The organism is Streptomyces sp. NPDC042336 (assembly GCF_055581985.1).
The window spans coordinates 64,715-82,099 of the sequence record NZ_JBVJEA010000018.1; the positions used below are offsets into that span (position 1 = coordinate 64,715).

Annotated in this window: 17 protein-coding genes; 10 read left to right on the forward strand and 7 right to left on the reverse strand. The window is 73.7% G+C overall.

The window, feature by feature from the left end; translation table 11 throughout:
* Position 1: 1 nt before the first annotated feature.
* Positions 2-730, reverse strand: coding sequence for a ZIP family metal transporter (locus ACZ6IM_RS30425; protein ID WP_052841833.1), 729 nt, complete (start codon positions 728-730; stop codon positions 2-4).
* Positions 731-825: 95 nt separating this feature from the next.
* Between ACZ6IM_RS30425 and cobM the strand changes: the two genes are divergently transcribed.
* Genes cobM through cobC form a run of 5 tightly spaced genes read left to right on the forward strand, consistent with a single transcriptional unit; the run spans position 826 to position 6,622 of the window.
* Positions 826-1,638, forward strand: coding sequence for a precorrin-4 C(11)-methyltransferase (gene cobM, locus ACZ6IM_RS30430; RefSeq protein ID WP_052841834.1), 813 nt, complete (start codon positions 826-828; stop codon positions 1,636-1,638).
* The gene (gene cbiE, locus ACZ6IM_RS30435; RefSeq protein ID WP_469560809.1) at positions 1,635-2,870 is read left to right on the forward strand and encodes a precorrin-6y C5,15-methyltransferase (decarboxylating) subunit CbiE; all 1,236 of its coding nucleotides are present in this window, start codon (positions 1,635-1,637) and stop codon (positions 2,868-2,870) included. Before cobM ends, cbiE begins: the two co-directional genes overlap by 4 nt.
* Complete coding sequence (gene cobJ / locus ACZ6IM_RS30440) at positions 2,867-4,627, forward strand: precorrin-3B C(17)-methyltransferase (RefSeq protein ID WP_052841836.1); 1,761 nt, start codon at positions 2,867-2,869, stop codon at positions 4,625-4,627. Before cbiE ends, cobJ begins: the two co-directional genes overlap by 4 nt.
* Positions 4,624-5,541, forward strand: coding sequence for a sirohydrochlorin chelatase (locus ACZ6IM_RS30445; RefSeq protein ID WP_052841837.1), 918 nt, complete (start codon positions 4,624-4,626; stop codon positions 5,539-5,541). Before cobJ ends, ACZ6IM_RS30445 begins: the two co-directional genes overlap by 4 nt.
* Positions 5,513-6,622 (forward strand): Rv2231c family pyridoxal phosphate-dependent protein CobC, encoded by a 1,110-nt coding sequence (cobC, locus tag ACZ6IM_RS30450; protein ID WP_469560814.1) that lies wholly within the window; start codon positions 5,513-5,515, stop codon positions 6,620-6,622. Before ACZ6IM_RS30445 ends, cobC begins: the two co-directional genes overlap by 29 nt.
* Before the next feature lie 323 nt (positions 6,623-6,945).
* Here the strand turns inward: cobC and ACZ6IM_RS30455 are convergent, their stop codons facing one another.
* The 3 genes from ACZ6IM_RS30455 to ACZ6IM_RS30465 all read right to left on the reverse strand — a co-directional run bounded on the left by ACZ6IM_RS30455 (position 6,946) and on the right by ACZ6IM_RS30465 (position 9,717).
* Positions 6,946-7,902 (reverse strand): SCO1860 family LAETG-anchored protein, encoded by a 957-nt coding sequence (locus tag ACZ6IM_RS30455; RefSeq protein WP_052841839.1) that lies wholly within the window; start codon positions 7,900-7,902, stop codon positions 6,946-6,948.
* Positions 7,903-8,099: 197 nt separating this feature from the next.
* A complete protein-coding gene (locus tag ACZ6IM_RS30460; protein WP_052841840.1) occupies positions 8,100-9,191 on the reverse strand; it encodes an amidohydrolase family protein in 1,092 nt (363 codons plus the stop codon).
* Between the two features lie 43 nt (positions 9,192-9,234).
* A complete protein-coding gene (locus ACZ6IM_RS30465; RefSeq protein WP_469560817.1) occupies positions 9,235-9,717 on the reverse strand; it encodes a hypothetical protein in 483 nt (160 codons plus the stop codon).
* Between the two features lie 177 nt (positions 9,718-9,894).
* On the opposite strand from ACZ6IM_RS30465, the gene ACZ6IM_RS30470 reads away from it, so the two are divergent.
* The 5 genes from ACZ6IM_RS30470 (at position 9,895) to thpD (ending at position 14,698) form a co-directional block, all read left to right on the forward strand.
* On the forward strand, positions 9,895-11,022 hold the full coding sequence (locus ACZ6IM_RS30470; RefSeq protein WP_469560820.1) for a pyridoxal-phosphate-dependent aminotransferase family protein: 1,128 nt from the start codon (positions 9,895-9,897) through the stop codon (positions 11,020-11,022).
* A 329-nt stretch (positions 11,023-11,351) separates the two neighbouring features.
* Positions 11,352-11,864: a diaminobutyrate acetyltransferase gene (ectA, locus tag ACZ6IM_RS30475; protein WP_052841843.1), complete on the forward strand. Its 513-nt coding sequence runs from the start codon at positions 11,352-11,354 to the stop codon at positions 11,862-11,864.
* 126 nt (positions 11,865-11,990) lie between these two features.
* Positions 11,991-13,262: a diaminobutyrate--2-oxoglutarate transaminase gene (gene ectB, locus ACZ6IM_RS30480; RefSeq protein WP_052841844.1), complete on the forward strand. Its 1,272-nt coding sequence runs from the start codon at positions 11,991-11,993 to the stop codon at positions 13,260-13,262.
* Positions 13,263-13,393: 131 nt separating this feature from the next.
* Positions 13,394-13,792 (forward strand): ectoine synthase, encoded by a 399-nt coding sequence (locus ACZ6IM_RS30485; RefSeq protein WP_030184764.1) that lies wholly within the window; start codon positions 13,394-13,396, stop codon positions 13,790-13,792.
* A gap of 6 nt (positions 13,793-13,798) precedes the next feature.
* Positions 13,799-14,698, forward strand: a complete 900-nt coding sequence (thpD, locus tag ACZ6IM_RS30490; RefSeq protein WP_052841845.1) for an ectoine hydroxylase — start codon at positions 13,799-13,801, stop codon at positions 14,696-14,698.
* A gap of 105 nt (positions 14,699-14,803) precedes the next feature.
* On the opposite strand, the gene ACZ6IM_RS30495 is transcribed toward thpD, so the two are convergent.
* The 3 genes from ACZ6IM_RS30495 to ACZ6IM_RS30505 form a co-directional block, all read right to left on the reverse strand.
* A complete protein-coding gene (locus ACZ6IM_RS30495) occupies positions 14,804-15,898 on the reverse strand; it encodes an aminotransferase class V-fold PLP-dependent enzyme (RefSeq protein WP_469560824.1) in 1,095 nt (364 codons plus the stop codon).
* Between the two features lie 71 nt (positions 15,899-15,969).
* Positions 15,970-16,683, reverse strand: a complete 714-nt coding sequence (locus ACZ6IM_RS30500; RefSeq protein ID WP_052841847.1) for a DsbA family oxidoreductase — start codon at positions 16,681-16,683, stop codon at positions 15,970-15,972.
* 86 nt (positions 16,684-16,769) lie between these two features.
* The gene (locus ACZ6IM_RS30505) at positions 16,770-17,378 is read right to left on the reverse strand and encodes a DUF1349 domain-containing protein (RefSeq protein WP_052841848.1); all 609 of its coding nucleotides are present in this window, start codon (positions 17,376-17,378) and stop codon (positions 16,770-16,772) included.
* Positions 17,379-17,385: the final 7 nt, after the last annotated feature.

The following is a 17,385-nucleotide window of genomic DNA, read 5'->3' on the forward strand; positions in this document are numbered from 1 at the left end:
TTCACTCGGCGATGCCCACGACCAGCCAGATGAACGCCGCGCCCGCGATCGTGCACAGCAGGGTCGAGCGGGCGGGGTGCTCGTGGTGGGCCTCGGGGAGGATCTCGGCCGCGGCGAGGTAGAGGAGCACACCGCCGAACAGGCCGAGATAGGCGCCGAGCGCGCCCTCCGGGATGGTGAAGAGCAGGGTGGAGGCCGCGCCGACGACGGGGGCGATCGCGTCGGCGACCAGCATCGCGATGGCGCGGCGGCGGGCGTTGCCGTACAGGCTGGTGAGTGTGTAGGTGTTGAATCCGTCCGCGAAGTCGTGGGCGATCACCGCCATCGCGACCGCGGCGCCCATGCCGCCGCCGACCTGGAAGGCGGCGCCGATCGCCACGCCGTCCATGGCGCTGTGCCCGACCATCGCGGCCGCGGCCGTCAGGCCCACCTCGGGCGCGCGGTGTCCGTGCTCGTCGGCGCCGTGTGCGGCACGGCGGGCCGCCAGCAGGCGTTCCACCAGGTGCGCCAGCAGGAATCCGGCGACGAAGAGCAGCAGCGCCGCGGGCACGCCGAACACCTCGTCGCCCGCCGCCTGAAGGGCCTCCGGCAGCAGGTCGAGGCCGACCACGCCCAGCATGAGGCCGCCGGCCAGGCCCAGGACCAGGTGGCGCCGGTCGGTCACGCGCTGTGCCGTCCAGCCGCCGGCCAGCGTCATCAGGAACGCGCCGAGCGCGACGAAGACCGCCATGGGCCCTTGGTATCCGATCACGTCGCGTTCACGCGCGTACGACAGCAGCAACCGCAGTAAATATGCGCAGGACGCACAGGAGAGGACCGAAAACGATGGATTCCGAGGCCAGGGTGACCTTCGTCGGTGCCGGTCCCGGCGCCGCCGATCTGCTGACGTTCCGGGCGGCGCGCGCCATCGCCGAGGCGGACGTGGTGATCTGGGCGGCGAGCCTCGTCCAGGCGGAGGTGCTCCAGCACGCGCGGGAGGGCGCCGAGGTGCTGGACTCGGCGGCGATGTCGCTGGAGGACGTCGTCGCCGTGTACCGGCGGGCGCGCGAGGAGGGGCTGCGGGTGGCCCGTATCCACTCCGGCGACCCGGCGTTGTGGGGCGGTACGCAGGAGCAGCTGGACCGGTGTGCGGAGATCGGCATCGCGACCGAGGTGGTGCCCGGCGTCTCGGCGTTCTCCGCCGTCGCCGCGCTCGCGCAGCGGGAGCTGACCATCCCCGAGGTCGCGCAGTCCGTGGTCCTCACCCGGCTCGGCGGGGGCAAGACGCCGATGCCGCCCGGGGAGGAGGTCCGGGAGTTCGCGAAGCACGGCACGACCATGGCGGTCTTCCTGTCGGCGGCCCGCAGCGGCCAGCTGGTGCGGGAGCTGCTGGAGGGCGGTTATCCGACCGACACCCCGGTCGTCGTCGCCTACCAGGCCACCTGGCCGGAGGAACTGGTCGTGCGGTGCACGATCGGGACGCTGGAGGAGACGGTCAAGGAGCACAAGCTCTGGAAGCACACGCTGTTCCTGGTCGGGCCGGCCCTCGACGCGCACGGCACCCGCTCGCACCTGTACCACCCGGGGCACTTCCACGGCTACCGCAGGGCCGACCCCGCGGCGCGCCGGGAACTGCGCTCGCGGGGTGCGAGCACGTGATCACCGTGGTCGGGACGGGGACCGGCGCGGTGCCCGGCGCGGAGGTCGCCGCGGGTGCGGAGCTGGTCGTCGGCGGGCGGCGACACCTGGACGCCGTACGGCTGCCGCAGGGGGCGCGGACGGTCGTTCTGGGAGCGTTGGCGCCCGCCCTGGACACGGTCGCGGAGTACGTCGCCGAGGAGCGGCCGGTGACCGTGCTGGCCTCCGGTGATCCGGGGTTCTTCGGGATCGTGCGGGCGCTGGCCGAGCGGTTCGGTCCGGAGCGGCTGGAGGTGCGGCCCGGGGTCTCCTCCGTCGCCGCGGCCTTCGCGCGGGCCGGCCTGCCGTGGGACGACGCCGTGGTGGCGAGCGCGCACGGGCGGGACCTGCGGACGGCGGTGCACCTGTGCCGGGCGCACCCGAAGGTCGCCGTGCTGACGGGGCCCGGGGCCGGTCCGGCGGAGCTGGGGGCCGCGCTCGGGTCGGACGGGCGGGTGTTGGTCGTCGCCTCCGCGCTGGGTTCGGCCGAGGAGCGGGTGGAGCGGGTGACGCCCGCCGAGGCCGCCGCCCGGGACTGGGGTACGGCGGTGAGCGTGGTGCTGTGCCTGGACGAGGCGCGGGCGCTGGGGCCGGTGCGGGCGGTCGCGGGGCCGCGGCCCGGGCCCGCCGGGTGGGCGCTGGAGGAGGACGCGTTCGCGCACCGGGACTCGATGATCACCAAGTTCGAGGTGCGGGCGCTGGCGCTGGCCCGCCTCGGGCCGCGCCCCGGAGACCTGGTGTGGGACGTCGGCGCGGGCTCCGGGTCGGTCGCCGTGGAGTGCGCGCGGCTGGGTGCCGCCGTCACCGCCGTCGAGAAGACGCCGGACGGTGTCGGGCGGGTCCGCGCCAACGCCGCCGCGCACGGTGTCGACGTGCGGGTGGTGCACGGCGTGGCGCCCGCGGTGCTGTCCGGCCTGGGCGAGGACCCGGACGCGGTGTTCGTGGGCGGTGGCGGGCGCGAACTGCCCGCGATCGTCGCCGAGTGCGCCCGTCGGGCCCGGCGCTCCGTGGTCGTCGCCGTGGCCGCGCTCGACCGGGTGCCGGCGGCCCGCGAGGCGCTGCTGGGCGCGGGCCTCGACTGCGACGGGGTGCTGCTGCAGTCCTCGCGGCTCGCGCCGCTGCCGGGGGACGTGACCCGGCTCGCGGCCACCAATCCCGTCTTCCTGCTGTGGGGCGTGAGGCCGCACAGCCGTACCGAAGGAGTTGCCCCTTGATCGGCCTCATTTCCGCCACGTCGGCGGGAGCGGCGGCGCGGGACCGGCTGGCCGCGGCCTGGCCGGACCGCACGCGGGTGTACGAGGGTCCCGTCGCGGACGCCGTGCGGTCCGCGTTCGCCGAGTGCGAGCGGCTGGTGTGCTTCCTGGCCACGGGGGCCGTGGTCCGGCTCGTGGCGCCGCTGCTGGACGACAAGCGGACCGACCCGGGTGTGGTGTGCGTCGACGAGGGCGGGCGGTTCGCCGTGTCGCTGGTCGGCGGGCACGGGGGCGGCGCGAACGAACTCGCCCGCGCGGTCGGCGAGGTGCTGGGCGCGGAGCCGGTGGTGACGACGGCGACCGACGCGGTCGGGCTGGCCGGTCTGGACACGCTCGGGCTGCCCGTGGAGGGCGATGTCGCCGGGGTGTCGCGGGCCCTGCTGGACGGCGAGCCGGTGGCGCTGCGCGCGGACGTGGCCTGGCCGCTGCCGCCGTTGCCGGCCGGCGCGGAGGGTGCCTGCGTCGTCCGGGTGACGGACCGTGCGGTGGCACCGTCGGAGGGCGAGGTCGTCCTGCGTCCGCCGTCCCTGGTCGTCGGGGTCGGCGCGTCCAGGGGGGCGCCGGTGGACGAGGTCCTCGCCCTGGTGGAGGCCGCCCTGCGCGGGGCGGGGCTGTCGGCCGCGTCGGTCGCCTTCCTGGCCACCGTGGACGCCAAGGCGGAGGAGCCCGGGATCGTCGGGGCCGCCGAGCGGCTGGGCGTACCCCTGGTGACGTACCCCGCCGACGAGTTGGCGGGCGTCGAGGTGCCCAACCCGTCCGACGCCCCGCTGGCGGCCGTGGGCACCCCGTCGGTCGCGGAGGCGGCGGCGCTGGTGCGCGGGGGCGAACTCCTCGTGCCCAAGCGGAAGTCGGCGGCGGTGCCCGCGATGGCGACCTGTGCGGTGGTACGGCGGCCGGTGCGCGGGCGGCTCGCGGTGGTCGGGCTCGGTCCCGGCGCCCGGGACCTGGTGACGCCGCGGGCGCGGGCGGAGCTGCGGCGGGCGTCGGTGCTGGTCGGGCTCGACCAGTACGTCGACCAGGTCCGCGATCTGCTGCGGCCCGGCACGCGTGTGCTGGAGTCGGGGCTCGGCGCGGAGGAGGAGCGGGCCCGGACCGCGGTCGAGGAGGCGCGGCGCGGGCACGCCGTCGCGCTGATCGGCAGCGGGGACGCCGGGGTGTACGCCATGGCCTCCCCCGCGCTGGCCGAGGCTAGCGACGACATCGACGTGGTCGGGGTGCCGGGCGTGACGGCGGCGCTGGCGGCCGGGGCGATCCTGGGCGCGCCGCTCGGCCACGACCACGTGTCCATCAGCCTGTCCGACCTGCACACGCCGTGGGAGGTCATCGAGCGCCGGGTGCGGGCGGCGGCGGAGGCGGACCTCGTCGTGACGTTCTACAACCCGCGCAGCCGGGGCCGCGACTGGCAGCTGCCCAAGGCGCTGGCCATCCTCGCGGAGCACCGGGAGCCGACGACTCCGGTGGGCGTCGTGCGCAACGCGTCGCGCGCCGACGAGTCGAGCCGCCTGTCGACGCTCGCCGCGCTCGACCCGGCGACCGTCGACATGATGACCGTCGTGACGGTGGGCAACACCGCGACCCGGGAGATCGCCGGGCGCATGGTGACACCGCGCGGCTACCGCTGGCAGGAGGACCCGGCCACCCGCCGTTCCCCCGCCGACGCCTCCCGGACGCCCGTGTCCGGGACGTCCGAATCCGAGAAACCCGAGGAGACCCTGTGACGACCCCGCCCGCCCTGCTCATCGCCGGACACGGCACCCGGGACGAGGCCGGAGCCGAGGCGTTCCGCGACTTCGTGCGCGAGCTGGGCCGACGCCACCCCGAACTGCCCGTCGCGGGCGGCTTCATCGAGCTGTCCCCGCCGCCGCTGGGCGACGCGGTCACGGAGCTGGTGGAGCGCGGGGTGCGCCGGTTCGCCGCCGTGCCGCTGATGCTGGTGTCCGCCGGGCACGCCAAGGGCGACATCCCGGCGGCGCTGTCCCGCGAGCGGGAGCGCCACCCCGGCATCTCCTACACCTACGGGCGCCCGTTGGGCCCCCACCCGGCACTGCTGCGGGTGCTGGAGCGGCGCCTCGCCGAGGCGGTCGACCCGGCCTGGGACCCGTCCGAGGTGACCGTGCTGCTGGTGGGGCGCGGGTCGACGGACCCGGACGCCAACGCCGAGGTGTTCAAGGCGGCGCGGCTGCTGTGGGAGGGGCGTGGTTACGCGGCCGTGGAGACGGCGTTCGTGTCGCTGGCGGAGCCGGACGTGCCGGGCGGCCTGGACCGGTGCGTGCGGCTGGGGGCGCGGCGGGTCGTCGTCCTGCCCTACTTCCTGTTCACCGGCATCCTCCCGGACCGGGTCCGGGACCAGACCGAGGAGTGGGCCGCCGCGAACCCGGAGACCGAGGTGCGGTCGGCCGACGTGATCGGCCCCGAGCCGGAGCTGCTCGACCTGGTGTGGGAGCGGTACGAGGAGGCGGTCAAGGGCGACCTGCGGATGAACTGCGACAGCTGCGTGTACCGGATCGCGCTGCCGGGGTTCGAGGACAAGGTGGGGCTGCCGCAGCAGCCGCACTTCCACCCCGACGACGACGGCGACCACCACCACGGGCACCATCACGGGCATGGACACGCACATTCCCATGCACACTGAGGCCGGGTCCGGGGGCGGCTGGGGGAGCGGCCCGGACCTTCGGCACCACGGGGACGCGGAGGTGCGCGACGCCGGTGCGGCGCTGGTGGACCTCGCGGTGAACGTCCGCGCGGACACTCCCCCGGCCTGGCTGCGTGAGCACGTCGCCGCCTCGCTCGGCTCGCTCGCCGCCTACCCGGACGGGCGGGCCGCGCGGGCGGCGGTGGCGGCGCGGCACGGGCTGCCGGTGGAGCGGGTGCTGCTGACGGCGGGGGCGGCGGAGGCGTTCGTGCTGCTGGCGCGGGCGCTGAAGGTGCTCCGGCCGGTGGTGGTGCACCCCCAGTTCACCGAGCCCGAGGCGGCGCTGCGGGACGCGGGGCACACGGTCGAGCGGGTGTTGCTGCGGGCTGCGGACGGCTTCCGCCTCGCCCCGGCCGCCGTCCCCGAGGACGCCGACCTGGTGGTGGTCGGCAACCCGACGAACCCCACCTCGGTGCTGCACCCGGCGGGCGTACTCGCGTCGCTGGCCCGGCCCGGGCGGACCCTGGTCGTGGACGAGGCGTTCATGGACGCGGTGCCGGGCGAGCGGGAGGCGCTGGCCGGGCGGACGGACGTACCCGGCCTGGTCGTCCTGCGCAGCCTCACCAAGACCTGGGGGCTGGCGGGACTGCGCATCGGCTACGTCCTGGCCGACCCGGAGACGATCGCCGAACTGGAGCGCGCGCAGCCCCTGTGGCCGGTGTCCACGCCCGCGCTGGCGGCGGCCGAGGTGTGCGTGGCGCCGCGGGCGCTGGCGGAGGCCGCCCACGCCGCCCACCGCGTCGCCGCCGACCGGGACCGTCTGGTCGCCGGGCTCGCGGAGTTCGCCGGTGCCGGGGTGCGGGTCGCCGGTCCGGCCGAGGGCCCCTTCGTCCTGGTCGGCGTCCCGGACGCGGCCACCGTACGGCACCGGTTGCGCGGCCTGGGATACGCGGTCCGGCGCGGGGACACGTTCCCGGGGCTGGGCGAGGGGTGGCTGCGCCTGGCGGTACGGGACCGTGCGACGACGGACGGCTTCCTGCGCGCGCTGAAGCATGCGCTGACGGCGCCGGAACCGGCCTGAGCCACGCACCCCGGCCGGCCCCCTCCGCCTCAGCGTCACCTGCACCGGGCCGGGACCGGCATGGCACCCCCGTCAGGCCCGCGGCCCCGGCACCGGCCCCACACACCGGGACACCGAACCACCGCCCGCCCCGGCCAAAGCCCCTCCACGGACACCCCGCCCAGAACCGGCCCCCGGCACGCCCCCTCGCCGCAACCGGCCCGAGGCTCGGCCGGCCTGGCCCCCTCCGCCTCAGCGTCACCTGCACCGGGCCGGGACCGGCGAGGCACCCCCGTCACAGGCCCGGGGCCCCGGCACCGGCCCCCGGCACGGCCCCCTCGCCGTCAGCCTCGCCTGCGGCGGGCCAGGATCAGTGTGGCGCCGCCGGCCAGGACCAGGGCCGCGGCTCCGGTCGCGACGTACGGGGTCGCGGAGTTGCCGCCGGTCTCGGCCAGGTCGGCCTCGGTGCGGGCACCCTGGGGCTGCACGTCCGCGGCGGGTTCGGCCGCGGGTTCGGCGTCCTGCTCGGCCGGGGGTTCGTCGGCCTTCGCCGGGGGCTGCCCGGCCTCGGCCGGCGGGGCGGCCGGGGACTCGCAGGTCGCCTTGGCGAGGGTGACGGTGCCGTCGACCTCGGCGACGTTCAGGTCACCGGGATTGACGGAAACCTTGAGTTCGAGCGCGGTGGCGGCGGCCGTGCGGGAGGTGGTCTCCTCCTTCGAGAGGTCGAGCCGTACCTCGCCGACGCCGGGCACCTTCACGTCCGTCGTACCGCCGGTGGTCAGCGTGACCTTCTTGCCGAGGACGGTCACCGGACCGAGGAGGCCGGCGTCGGCGACCGGCTGCTTCCCGGCCTCGCAGGTCGCCGTGGAGGTCACCTCCTGGACCTCGATCACCGACAGCAGTGGCAGGCCGGGGACGTGGAGCCGGGCGCGGGCCAGCGTGGTGGAGCCCTGGCTCCTGTCGGCGGTGGCCGTCGCCTTCGCCTCGGCGACGTCGGCGCGCAGGACGCTGAACGGCTTTCCGCCGTCGACGCCGTCCAGCCGGGCGGTGAGCGCGGTCTTCTCGGCGTTCCCGGGTGCCTGCACCTCGTTCAGGGTGACCGCGAGCGGGACGTTCACGGTCTTGTTGAGCAGGGAGACGTCGAGCCCGGTGCGCAGCACGGTGGCGCTCGCGCGGCCGTGGTCGCCGGTCGCGTGGGCGGAACCCGCGCCGGCCAGGGTCGCGGGGCCCGCGGCCAGGGCCGTGGCCGCCGCGACGGTGGCGAGACGGCGTGCGGGCATGCGGAAGGTGTTGCCGTTCAAGGTGGTGGGACCCCCAGTGAGACATGCGTGCGGGGCACGCATGAGCGACGTGCTTGGGACCCGCACAGAATGTCCCCGCGTTCACCGAACCGTCAGCGAACTCAGGGCACTTCACCCCTTCGTGGGGTTTTGGCGAACCCTTTCGAATCCACCCCGCGTCTACCCGCACGGGTGTTCCCCGGCGTCACTCCCGTCGGCTAACCGACGACCCGCCCACGGAGCACCACCCGGCGCGGAGCAGCGAGCACGCGCACGTCCGCGCGCGGGTCCTGCTCGTACACCACCAGGTCCGCCGGTGCGCCCTCCTCCAGGCCCGGACGGCCGAGCCAGCGCCGGGCGGCCCAGGTCGTCGCGGCGAGCGCGTCGAGGGGCGGGATGCCCGCGGTGACCAGCTCCGCGACCTCGGCCCCGGCCAGCCCGTGGGCGAGGGCACCGCCCGCGTCGGTGCCGACGAAGACCGGGATTCCGGCGTCGTAGGCGTTGCGCACGGTGTCGTAGCGGCGTTCGTGGAGCCGGCGCATATGGGCCGCCCAGCGCGGGAACCGGGGCTCGCCGCCGTCGGCCAGCGCGGGGAAGGTGGCGATGTTGACGAGCGTGGGCACGATCGCGACGCCCCGCTCGGCGAAGAGGGGGATCGTGTCGTCCGTGAGCCCCGTGGCGTGCTCGACGCAGTCGATGCCGGCCTCGACCAGGTCGCGCAGCGAGTCCTCGGCGAAGCAGTGCGCGGTGACGCGGGCGCCCAGGCGGTGGGCCTCGGCGATGGCCGCCTCCACGGCGCCGCGCGGCCAGCAGGCGGACAGGTCGCCGAGGTCGCGGTCGATCCAGTCGCCGACCAGTTTCACCCAGCCGTCGCCGCGCCGGGCCTCCTGGGCGACGTAGGCGACGAGGTCCTCGGGCTCGACCTCCCAGGCGTAGTTGCGGATGTAGCGGCGGGTGCGGGCGATGTGCCGGCCGGCCCGGATGATCTTCGGGAGGTCCTCGCGGTCGTCGATCCAGCGAGTGTCGGAGGGCGATCCCGCGTCGCGGATGAGGAGGGTGCCCGCCTCGCGGTCGGTCAGCGCCTGCTTCTCGGCGACGTCCTCGGGGACCGCCCCGTGCTGGTCCAGGCCTACGTGGCAGTGCGCGTCGACCAGGCCGGGCAGCGCCCAGCCCTCGACAGTGCGGACGTCGGCCGCGCCGGTGGGGCGGTCGTACGAGATCCGGCCGTCGATCACCCACACCTCGTCCCGGACCTCCTCCGGTCCGACGAGCACCCGACCCTTCACGTGCAGCACCGCGCGATCGCTCATGCCCCGCACCCTAAACGGTGCCCGCACACCCGTCCGGGGCCGGTCACCGGCGCCCGCCGCGCGCTGCCGCACGGGCGCGCAGCTCGGTCGCGTACCCGGCCCCGACGGCGCTCGCGACGGCGGTCAGCGCCAGGACGGCGGTGGCGGGGTTGACGTAGCCGGGGACGTCGTCGCTGGTGTATTCCCCGCCGCCGGTGGTCTCGCAGACGAAGCCCAGGGGCAGGAAGGACACCGACTGGTCGATGACGTGCAGGGCGCGCTCCTCGTACCCGGGCATGCGGCAGGGCGGCGCCGGCGAGGAGTTCGCGCCGCCGCCGGACTCCATGACGGCACCGGTCACGTGCAGCAGCCCCCAGGCGTACGCCGCGAGGGCGGCCGCACCGGCGAACGCGGCGAGGGCGTGCAGTCCCGGCCCGGCACCCGGACCCCGGGCGCGGCGGGCGGCGAGGACGCTCGCGCCGTGGCCGGTCAGACCGACGGCGGACACCACGGCGACCACGACGAGCAGCAGGAGTACGAGGAACACGGGGCCAGTCCATCAGGCGGTGACCGCCTCGGCTGTGACGGAAGCCACGATTCCGGGCGTGGGGGTGTCGCAACGGAAGCACTCCGGCGCGAGTTCCGGCGGGCGCCATGGTTACTCTCGACTCCGTACGCCGTGTACCCGCGCCGCACACCCGCCGTTACCGAAGAGAGCACCGCCGTGACCCATCCCTTCCTGGACCTCCCCCCGCTGAGCGCCGGACGTTTCGCCGCGATCGAGGACCGGGTCGCGCGCCTGCTCGGCACCGGGCAGGACGTGGTGGTCATGCAGGGCGAGGCACTGCTGCCGCTGGAGGGCGCGATCCGCGCCGCCGCGGGCCCCGGCACCGTCGCGCTGAACGTCATCACGGGGCCGTACGGGCAGACCTTCGGCAACTGGCTGCGGGACTGCGGCGCCACCGTGCACGACCTCGCCGTGCCGTTCCACACGGCCGTCTCCGCCGATCAGGTCCGCGGGGCCCTGGCCGAGCACCCGGAGATCGACTTCGTGTCCCTCGTGCACGCCGAGGCGGCGACCGGCAACACCAACCCGGTCGCGGAGATCGGCGAGGTGGTGCGGGCGCACGGCGCGCTCTTCTACCTGGACGCGGTGGCCTCCGTGGGCGCCGAGCCGGTGCTGCCGGACGCGTGGGGCGTGGACCTGTGCGTGATCGGCGCCCAGAAGGCGATGGGCGGCCCGGCCGGGGTCTCGGCGGTGTCGGTGAGCGAGCGGGCCTGGGCGCGGATGGCGGCGAACCCGCACGCGCCGCGGCGGTCGTACCTCTCGCTCCTGGACTGGAAGGAGCGCTGGATCGACGGCGGGCGCAAGGCTCTGCTGCACGCCCCGGCGCAGTTGGAGATGCTCGCGCTGGAGGCCTGCGTCGAGCGCATCGAGGCGGAGGGCCCCGAGACGGTGATGGCGCGGCACGCGTCCGCCGCGGCGGCCACCCGGGCCGGCGCGCTCGCCCTGGGCGGCCTGGAGCCGTACGTGCACGAGGCCGGCGACGCGGCGCCGGTCGCGACGACGCTGCGCACGCCGTCGGACGTCGACGCGTCCGCGCTGGTGGCCCGGGCCCTGGAGTCCGACCCGGCGCTGCCGCTGGCCGCGGGCGGCGGCGCGCTGGCGGGCGAGATGATCCGGGTCAACCACTACGGTCCGGACGCGACGCGCGGGGCCGTGCAGGGCTGCCTGGCGGCACTGGGTGCCGCGCTGGCCGAGCGGGGTGTGAAGGCGGACCCGGAGGCCGCCCGGCGGGCAGTCGAGCGGGCGTGGGGGCGCCCGTCCGGAACCGGTCTTTCACAAGGGTGAATCACAGGGAATTCCCGATAGTCACGCAAGCAGAATTAAAGAATTCCACTCAGCACAGCTTCCCGTATTCTCCTGCCCGCTTTCCTCGGACCTAAACACAAAGATTTCACGACGGCCGACCTTCACATTTCGGACACGTCTCGCACGGGTTACGTGATTGTGACCCGATCCACATGCTGTCCGCTTTGCGGCTTACATCCCCGGCAAAATACCCCATACCGCCGCCGTCTCGCGCGGAAGCACGCGCACGCGTGATAACACACGAGGCGGCCATTCGTAACCCCATGCGGCGATGCAATTTCGAATTTCGCTGGGTAAATTCAATTTGCATGACTGCCGCGCAAGCAGACCTGCAAATCGATCGTCCGAGAGTGGCCGACGGCGCCGCCCTGTGGCGGATAGCGAGGGATTCCAAGGTCCTGGACCTCAACTCCTCCTACAGCTATCTGCTCTGGTGCCGGGACTTCGCCGCCACGTCGGCCGTCGCCCGCGACGAGAGCGGTGAGCCGGTCGGCTTCGTCACCGGATACGTACGGCCGGACCGTCCGGACACACTGCTCGTGTGGCAGGTGGCGGTGGACGAGGCGTATCGCGGGCGCCGGCTCGCCGCCTCCCTGCTCGACGGGCTGGCCGAGCGGACCGTCGCGGAACGCGGGCTGACCACCCTGGAGACCACCATCTCCCCCGACAACACCGCCTCCCAGCGGCTGTTCACCTCGTTCGCCGAGCGCCGCGGTGCCCGGCTGGAGCGCGAGGTGCTGTTCGACACGGACGTGTTCCCCGACGGACCGCACGAGCCCGAGGTGCTGTACCGCATAGGTCCCCTGTCCGCCACCGGCTGACCGGCCGTCCGGACGGCCCGGCACCCCGTGCCAGTCCGGCCCCAGAGACTTCCCGGCGGACCGCACCGGTCCCTGGATCCGTACGACCTTCCTCTCCCACCCTCACCCCACGAGGAGCGATTCGTCGTGACCATCACCCAGCCCGACCTCAGCGTCTTCGAGACCGTCGAGTCCGAGGTGCGCAGCTACTGCCGCGGCTGGCCCACCGTCTTCGACCGTGCGGTCGGCAGCCGCATGTACGACGAGGACGGCCACGAGTACCTCGACTTCTTCGCCGGAGCGGGCTCGCTCAACTACGGGCACAACAACGCCGTCCTGAAACGCGCGCTGATCGACTACCTGGAGCGGGACGGCGTCACGCACGGGCTGGACATGTCGACGACCGCCAAGCGCCGCTTCCTGGAGACGTTCCAGAACATCATCCTGCGCCCCCGCGACCTGCCGTACAAGGTCATGTTCCCGGGCCCGACGGGCACCAACGCGGTCGAGTCCGCGCTCAAGCTGGCGCGCAAGGTCAAGGGCCGCGAGTCGATCGTGTCCTTCACCAACGCCTTCCACGGCATGTCGCTGGGCTCCCTCGCGGTGACCGGCAACGCGTTCAAGCGGGCCGGTGCCGGCATCCCGCTGGTGCACGGCACGCCCATGCCGTTCGACAACTACTTCGACGGCACCGTCGAGGACTTCATCTGGTTCGAGCGGCTGCTGGAGGACCAGGGCTCCGGCCTGAACAAGCCGGCCGCCGTGATCGTCGAGACCGTGCAGGGCGAGGGCGGCATCAACGTCGCCCGGGCCGAGTGGCTGCGCGCCCTGGCCGACCTGTGCGAGCGCCAGGACATGCTGCTCATCGTCGACGACATCCAGATGGGCTGCGGCCGCACCGGCGCCTTCTTCTCCTTCGAGGAGGCGGGCATCACGCCGGACATCGTCACCGTCTCCAAGTCGATCAGCGGCTACGGCCTGCCCATGTCGCTGTGCCTGTTCAAGCCGGAGCTGGACGTCTGGGAGCCGGGCGAGCACAACGGCACCTTCCGCGGCAACAACCCGGCCTTCGTCACGGCGACCGCGACGCTGGAGGCGTACTGGGCCGACGGGTCGGCGATGGAGAAGCAGACCCGGGGGCGCGGCGAGCAGGTCGAGCAGCACATGATCGCCATCACCGAGGAGAACCTCGCCGACATCAAGGAGTACCGGGGCCGCGGTCTGGTCTGGGGCCTGGAGTTCCACGACAAGGCCCGCGCGGGCCGGGTCGCCAAGCGCGCCTTCGAGCTGGGGCTGCTCATCGAGACGTCCGGCCCCGAGAGCGAGGTCGTCAAGCTGCTTCCGGCGCTCACCATCACGCCCGACGAGCTGGACGAGGGCATGAAGACCCTGGCCCGGGCCGTGCGCGAGACCGCGTGACCCCTGTCCGGCGCGACCGTCCCACGGCGGGACCGCCGGGCACCACCCCATGACTCCCGGCGTCTTCGGCCCGCGCGGCCGGGGACGCCGGGGCCCCTGCACATCCTTCATCTAGGAGGCATCGCAATACCGTGATCGTCCGTTCGTTCAAGGAGTTCGAAGGCACCGACCGGCACGTGAAGAGCGCGTCCGGCACCTGGGAGAGCACCCGGATCGTCCTCGCCAAGGAGAAGGTCGGCTTCTCCCTGCACGAGACGATCCTCTACGCGGGTACGGAGACGTCGATGTGGTACGCCAACCACATCGAGGCCGTCGTCTGCACCAAGGGCGACGCCGAGTTGACCGACCGCGAGACGGGGAAGACGTACCACATCACGCCGGGCACGATGTACCTCCTCAACGGCCACGAGCGGCACACGCTCAAGGTCAAGGAGGACTTCCACTGCATCTGTGTCTTCAACCCGCCCGTGACCGGACGGGAGGATCACGACGAGAACGGCGTCTACCCGCTGCTCACCGAGGAGGTGTGAGTCACCGTGACCACCACGACCACGAACGTCACTGATCTCTATCCCACCCGCGGCGCCACCGAGGTGGCGACTCCCCGGCAGGACCCGGTGGTCTGGGGCTCCCCGGACACGCCCGGTCCCGTGTCGGCCGGTGACCTCCAGGCGCTGGACCGCGACGGCTTCCTCGCCATCGACCAGCTGATCGCGCCGGACGAGGTCGCCGAGTACCAGCGGGAGCTGGAGCGGCTCACCACCGACCCGGCCATCCGCGCGGACGAGCGCTCGATCGTGGAGCCGCAGTCCAAGGAGATCCGGTCGGTCTTCGAGGTGCACAAGATCAGTGAGGTCTTCGCCAAGCTGGTGCGCGACGAGCGCGTGGTCGGGCGGGCGCGGCAGATCCTCGGCTCGGACGTCTACGTCCACCAGTCGCGGATCAACGTCAAGCCGGGCTTCGGCGCCAGCGGCTTCTACTGGCACTCGGACTTCGAGACCTGGCACGCCGAGGACGGCCTGCCCAACATGCGGACGATCTCGGTCTCGATCGCGCTCACCGAGAACTACGACACCAACGGCGGCCTGATGATCATGCCGGGGTCGCACAAGACGTTCCTCGGGTGCGCGGGGGCCACGCCGAAGGACAACTACAAGAAGTCCCTGCAGATGCAGGACGCGGGGACCCCGTCCGACGAGGCGCTGACGAAGATGGCCTCCGAGTACGGCATCAAGCTGTTCACCGGCAAGGCCGGCTCGGCCACCTGGTTCGACTGCAACTGCATGCACGGCTCGGGCGACAACATCACGCCGTTCCCGCGCAGCAACGTGTTCATCGTGTTCAACAGCGTGGAGAACACGGCCGTGGAGCCGTTCGCGGCCCCGATCCGGCGGCCGGAGTTCATCGGCGCGCGGGACTTCACTCCGGTGCGGTGACCCGCTTCTGAGACTCGGGCAGGGGCCTTTTCGTGTGGGACGGGAGGCCCCTGCCCGATATTTTTGCTTCCTGCTTCCTGCTTCCTGCCTCCCGGACCTGCCGGGTCAGCCCGCCAGCACGTCGAGCAGCCGGTCCACGTCGGCTTCCGTGTTGTACAGGTGGAAGGCGGCCCGGAGGTTGCCCGCCCGGTCGGAGACCTGCACACCGGCCCGGCCCAGTTCGCCCTGCCGGTGGCCGAGACCCGGCACGGACACGATCGCCGAGCCAGGCGCGTCCACCGGCTCGTGGCCCAGCGAGCGCACCCCCGCGCGGAACCGGTCGGCGAGAGCGGTGTCGTGGGCGTGCACGGCGTCGACGCCCAGCTCCTCGATCAGGGCCAGGGAGTGCCGGGCGCCGGTGTACGAGAACAGGGCGGGGCTCTCGTCGAACCGCCTGGCGGAGTGGGCGAGTTCCTCGACGGGGCCGTAGCAGCTGTCCCAGGGGTGTTCGCCGGACGCCCACCCGGCGAACAGCGGCGTCAGCCCGGCCGCCGCCCCCAGGTCCTCCGGTACGACGAGGAAGGCGACGCCGCGCGGGCACAGGACCCACTTGTAGGCGACGGCGGCCACGAAGTCGAAGTCGTCCGCGGCCGTCGGCAGCCAGCCGTTCGCCTGGGAGGCGTCGATCAGCGTCCGCGCCCCGTGTGCCCGGGCGGCGTCCCGCAGCGCGGCGAGGTCGGCGAGCCGCCCGTCGGCGGACTGCACTGAGCTGACCGCGACGAGCGCGGTGTCCGGCCCCACCGACTCGGCGAGCCGCTCCAGCGGGACGCTGCGCACCTTCAGGTCGCCGCGCGTGTACAGCGGGTTCACCAGGGAGCTGAAGTCGGCCTCCGCGGTGAGGACTTCGGCGCCCGCGGGCAGCGACGCGGCGACGAGTCCGCTGAACGTGGCGACGGACGCGCCGGCCGCGACCCGGGTGGCGGGCACCCCCACGAGGCGGGCGTACGCGGCCCGGGACGCCTCGACGTCGGCGAACATGTCGAGCGGCTGCCCTTCCGCCGCGGCGGCCGCCGCGTCCCGCATGGCCACGAGGGTCCGGGCGGGCAGCAGGCCGGTGCTGGCGGTGTTCAGGTACGTGGTCTTCGGGGCGAACTCGGTGCGGACGAGGTTCTCGAAGCTCTCCATGGCACCACTGTGCTGCCCGGGGACCTCTCCGTCCATTGCGTATTTCTACGCGGTTTCTCCAAGCATCGCTTATGCACGGCCCCTCACCTGGGCCTTCGGCCGGCCCTTCACTCGTGCGGCACCGCGCACCCGTCGGGACCGCAGGCCTGCGCGCCCCCTTCGTCGATCAGCTTCAGCGGCGTGCGCTCGCCCCACGCCTGGGTCAGCGCCTGGGTGAAGACCTCGGCGGGCTGGGCGCCCGAGACGCCGTAGGCGCGGTCGAGCACGAAGAACGGCACCCCGGTCGCCCCGAGCTGGGCGGCCTCGCGCTCGTCGGCGCGCACCTCGTCGGCGTAGGCGGCGGGGTCGGCGAGCACCGCGCGGACCTCGTCCGCGTCGAGCCCCGCGCCGACGGCCAGCTCCACGAGCCGCTCGTCGTCGTTGAACACGGAGCGCTCCTCGGCGAAGTTGCCCCGGTAGAAGGCGTCCAGGAGCGCCTCGTGCCGGCCCCGTTCCTTGGCGAGGTGCAGCAGGCGGTGCATGTCGAAGGTGCTGCCGTGGTCGCGGTCCCGGGTGCGGTAGTCCAGGCCCTCGGCGGCGGCCTGGGCCCCCAGGCCGTCCTCACCGGCCTGCGCCTGCGCCTGGCTCATGCCGTACTTGGCGGTGAGCATCGTCAGCACCGGCTGCACGTCGTCCTTGGCCCGCCCGGGGTCCAGTTCGAAGGAACGGTGGACCACCTCGACGCCGTCCCGGTGCGGGAAGGCCGCGAGCGCCTTCTCGAAGCGGGCCTTGCCCACGTAGCACCAGGGGCAGGCGATGTCGCTCCAGATCTCGACGCGCATGTCTCGGCTCTTCTCCAGGTCGTACGGCTGCGGAGGCCCTCTCCGCCCCATACGTGAACGTTCAAGCAGCGGGTCCCATTCCCCCGTCAGCTGCCGTCCCGCAGGTCCGCCGGCCAGGTCGGCCGGAACTCCAGGTGGTCGTACGTCACCGTGCAGCCCTCCCCCGTCGGCGCCTGGGCCAGGAAGCCGACCAGGGCGGCACCGGTCTCCCGCTCGTCGCCGAGCGTGAAGAGCCGTACGAAGGTCCAGTGCTTCCCGTCGAGGGAGGCGTGGAAGGCGAAGGCCCGTCCGCTCCGGCTGACCCGGAGCCAGACGGAGTCCCCCTCCACGGTGAAGGAGTTGCAGTCGTCCGAGTGCCCCCGGGTGACCACCGTGCAGACGGTGGGCACGTCCGGGGAGTACTCCAGACACAGCTTGGCCCAGGTCCGCTCCCCCACGTGCACGTAGAGCACCCCGGCGTCGAAGGCGCCGCGGAACCCGACGGACACGCGGGCGATCAGCTGGAAGTCCCCGTCGGGCGCCCCCAGCAGCCGCGGCGCGTCGGACACGGACTCCAGCGATTCCCCGGTGGGCGGCACGAAGCGGTCCTGCCGGGCCCCGGCGACCCCGGTGAGCACACCGTCGGCGTAGGACCAGTGCCCTTCGGGTCCGTACGGGCGCAGGGGAAACGGCAGTTCGGGAAGTTCAAGAGTCATGACCTGA

Coding starts and splice junctions, on each gene's coding strand:
- cobC (WP_469560814.1), top strand. CDS start 5,513: ATGGACACGCACATTCCCATGCACACTGAGGCCGGGTCCGGGGGCGGC.
- ectA (WP_052841843.1), top strand. CDS start 11,352: ATGACTGCCGCGCAAGCAGACCTGCAAATCGATCGTCCGAGAGTGGCC.
- cobM (WP_052841834.1), top strand. CDS start 826: ATGGATTCCGAGGCCAGGGTGACCTTCGTCGGTGCCGGTCCCGGCGCC.
- ACZ6IM_RS30500 (WP_052841847.1), bottom strand. CDS start 16,683: ATGCGCGTCGAGATCTGGAGCGACATCGCCTGCCCCTGGTGCTACGTG.
- ACZ6IM_RS30495 (WP_469560824.1), bottom strand. CDS start 15,898: ATGGACGGAGAGGTCCCCGGGCAGCACAGTGGTGCCATGGAGAGCTTC.
- ACZ6IM_RS30505 (WP_052841848.1), bottom strand. CDS start 17,378: ATGACTCTTGAACTTCCCGAACTGCCGTTTCCCCTGCGCCCGTACGGA.
- ACZ6IM_RS30460 (WP_052841840.1), bottom strand. CDS start 9,191: ATGAGCGATCGCGCGGTGCTGCACGTGAAGGGTCGGGTGCTCGTCGGA.
- ACZ6IM_RS30425 (WP_052841833.1), bottom strand. CDS start 730: ATGGCGGTCTTCGTCGCGCTCGGCGCGTTCCTGATGACGCTGGCCGGC.